4 protein-coding genes are annotated in these 3,163 nt (G+C 65.4%); all 4 read left to right on the top strand.

From position 1 onward, the window contains the following. The first annotated feature begins 56 nt into the window (after positions 1 to 56). Positions 57 to 1,016 (top strand): tyrosine-type recombinase/integrase, encoded by a 960-nt coding sequence (locus NKH01_RS34985; protein WP_353024726.1) that lies wholly within the window; start codon positions 57 to 59, stop codon positions 1,014 to 1,016. A gap of 19 nt (positions 1,017 to 1,035) precedes the next feature. Continuing rightward, positions 1,036 to 1,263 carry a tyrosine-type recombinase/integrase gene (locus NKH01_RS34980; RefSeq protein WP_353024725.1) on the top strand — a complete coding sequence of 76 codons (228 nt, stop codon included), beginning with the start codon at positions 1,036 to 1,038 and terminating at the stop codon, positions 1,261 to 1,263. Next, positions 1,260 to 2,186 carry a tyrosine-type recombinase/integrase gene (locus NKH01_RS34975; RefSeq protein ID WP_353024724.1) on the top strand — a complete coding sequence of 309 codons (927 nt, stop codon included), beginning with the start codon at positions 1,260 to 1,262 and terminating at the stop codon, positions 2,184 to 2,186. The genes NKH01_RS34980 and NKH01_RS34975 overlap by 4 nt, the downstream gene beginning before the upstream one ends. Further along, positions 2,183 to 3,163 (top strand): tyrosine-type recombinase/integrase (locus tag NKH01_RS34970; protein WP_353024723.1); only part of this gene is annotated, 981 nt, incomplete at its 3' end. The genes NKH01_RS34975 and NKH01_RS34970, both read left to right, overlap by 4 nt.

The raw sequence follows: 3,163 nt of genomic DNA, 5'->3' as shown, positions 1-3,163 counted from the left end.
CGACGGCCTGAGTATCGTACAAACTTCTCTTCTTTTTTCAAAGAAGGGGAGTTTTCATGTCGATCGATCCGTTTCGCGTTCGCGTCCAGGGCCCACTTGCCCCATTTGCGGCTGGCTTTGCCGCCGAACTCGCCCGACAGGGCTATGCGCAGATTTCCGCCCGCGAGCAGATGCGGCTGGTGGCGCGATTAAGCTGCTGGCTCACATTGGAGGGCATGGGCGTGGAGGACCTGGGTGCGACCGAGGTCGAGTGGTTTGTCCGTACCCGTCGTGCCGCTGGCTGGCAACTCCGCTCGATCAAAGCGTTGCGGCCCATATTGGGCTATTTGCAGTCTTGCGGCGTGGTGCTGCCGACACCCCGTGCACCCGACAATCCGGCAGAGAATCTGCTGGAACGGTACCAACGCTCCCTGGCGACTGAGCGCGGTTTGGGGAAAGCGACCGCCGATGTCTATGCCCAGATGGTGCGCCCCTTTCTGCGTCATCAATTGTCGTCCGAAGGGCGTGCCTTGGACCTTGCGGGTTTGGCCGCGACCGACATCACCGCCTTTGTGGTGATGCATTGCCCTCAGCTGAGCCGCGGCACGGCCAGCCTGACTGTGACGGCGCTGCGATCGCTGCTCGGATTCCTTCATGTCGAGGGCCTCATCGCGCGTCCTCTTGCCGCTTGCGTGCCCTCGGTTGCCGGTCGGCGACTGGCCGGGCTGCCAAAGGGACTGGATACCGATCAGGTTGAGCGTCTTCTGGCATCCTGCGACCGCGGCACGTCGCTCGGCTGCCGCGACTTCGCGGTCTTGACCGTGTTGGTGCGTCTCGGCTTGCGGGCGGGGGAAGTCGGCTCAAACTCGACCTGCATTGGCGGGCCGGCGAGATCCTCGTGCGGGGCAAGGGAAGCTGCATCGAACACCTTCCCTTGCCGCCCGACGCCGGCGAAGCGGTGGCGGCTTATCTGCGCCACGGCCGCCCCGGACCGCCCAAGGCCGGACGGTATTTGTGCGGGTCAGGGCGCCCCATAATGCCCTCACCAGCGCTGGCGTGTCGCAGATCGTGGCTGCCGCCGGTCATCGCGCCGGTCTCGGCCAGATGTACGCCCACCGCTTGCGCCATACGGCGGCGTCGGCAATGTTGCGCGCCGGCGCGTCGCTGCCGGAGGTCGGGCAGGTCCTGCGTCATCGCCGCGCCCTGACAACGGCGATCTATGCCAAGGTTGATCGCGAAGCCCTGCGAACGGTCGCCCGCCCCTGGCCGGGAGAGGTGGCATGAGCGCGCTTCGCCAAGCCCTGGCCGACTACCTGGCCGTGCGTCGCGCCCTCGGCTACCAGCTTGCTCGGTCCGAGAAGCTCCTTGCTCAGTTCCTCACCTACCTCGAGGCACAGGGCGAAGACCGCCTGACCACCAAGACCGCCCTCGCTTGGGCGATGCTGCCGGCAGGCGCCGATCGAAGCTGGATGTCCACGCGGCTTTCCGTGGTTCGCCGCTTTGCGACCCACCTGCGCGGGCTCGACCCGGCAACCGAGGTGCCACCCCGTGATCTGCTGCCGGGGCGGTCTTGCCGAGCCACGCCCTACTTCTATTCGCAGGAGGAGGTCATCGCCTTGATGACTGCGACCGCAGCATTGCGCACGCCACATCGGCAAGCGACCTACCGGACCCTGATCGGCTTGCTGGCCGTGACCGGGATGCGGATTGGAGAAGGGATCGGCCTCGACCGCGACGACTTCGATGCCGTCGGTGGCGTCCTCACCGTCCGGCACGGAAAGGCCGGCAAATCCCGCGAGTTAGCGTTACATCCGAGCACTGTTGCAGCCCTCGGCAATTATTTGCGCCGCAGCGATCGGCCCCGCCGGCCGCCGAACACGCCCGCCCTGTTCGTCTCGCCGGCCGGAACCAGGCTGCTCTATACCAACGTTCAAAACACGTTCCAGAAACTCGTCTGTCGCGTCGGCATCGCCCCGCGCTCGGCCGCCTGCCGACCGCGGCTCCACGACCTTCGGCACGCGTTTGCCGTTCGCACTCTTCTTGATGCTTATCGCGACGGCGGCGACCCGGGAGGCCGGCTTGCCCTGCTGTCGACCTATCTTGGCCACATCGATCCAGGCAAGACCTACTGGTATCTCTCGGCGGCCCCGGAATTGCTGCAACTGGCCAGTGATCGTCTGGAGCGACAGATCGGGGGCGGCGCATGACCCGCGCGACCTTGCAGGCGTTCTTCAGCGACCGCCTGATCCGGCAGCGGCAAGCCAGCCCGCATACGCTCGCGGCCTATCGGGATACCCTGCGGCTGATGCTGGTCTTCGCCGCCGCGCGGCATGGCACGGAACCATCCAAGTTGGAGTTCAACGACCTCGATGCCGCCTGTGTCGGCGATTTCCTCGATCATCTCGAGCATCATCGGGGCAACAGCGCGCGGACGCGGAATGCGAGGCTTGCTGCTATCCGATCGTTGTTCCAATTCGCCGCGCTTCGTCACCGCGAATATGCCGCGACGATCGAACGAGTGCTTGCTATTCCGCCAAAGCGCTTTGAGCGAAGGCTTGTGACGTTCCTGACGGAGGAGGAACTCGATGCATTGCTGTCCGCTCCCACGCGGTCGACCTGGACCGGGCGGCGCGACCATGCCTTGCTGCGGCTCGCCGCGCAAACCGGCCTGCGGGCATCCGAACTGATCGCCCTTCACTGCGCCGATATCCATCTCGGTTCCGGTGCTCATGTCAGCTGTATGGGAAAGGGACGAAAGCAGCGGATCACACCGATCACCTCCAACATGGCCGCCGTGCTGCGCGTCTGGCTGGCCCAACGTGCCGGGCAACCGGCCGATCCCCTCTTCCCCACACAGACCGGCAAGATGCTCAGCCGCGACGCTCTCGAGCGCCGGCTCGCGAAATATGTCGAATTCGCTGCCAAAGGCTGTCCGTCGCTGGCGCGGAAAAGGGTCACACTGCACACCTTGCGTCATACCGCGGCAATGCGGTTGCTGCGCGCCGGCGTCGACACCTCGGTGATCGCGCTGTGGCTTGGCCACGAACAGATCGAGACTACCCACGTCTATTTGCACGCCGATCTGGAGCTTAAAGAGCGCACCCTGGCGAAAACCACGCCGGCCAACACGGCGCCAGGCCGCTACAGGCCGCCCGACAAGCTTCTCGCGTTCCTCGAGGCGCTC

It is taken from the genome of Mesorhizobium sp. M1403, from assembly GCF_040317695.1.
GTDB lineage: Bacteria > Pseudomonadota > Alphaproteobacteria > Rhizobiales > Rhizobiaceae > Mesorhizobium.
The sequence above is the reverse complement of the archived record's forward strand: the minus strand, read 5'-3'. Positions and strand labels throughout refer to the sequence as shown.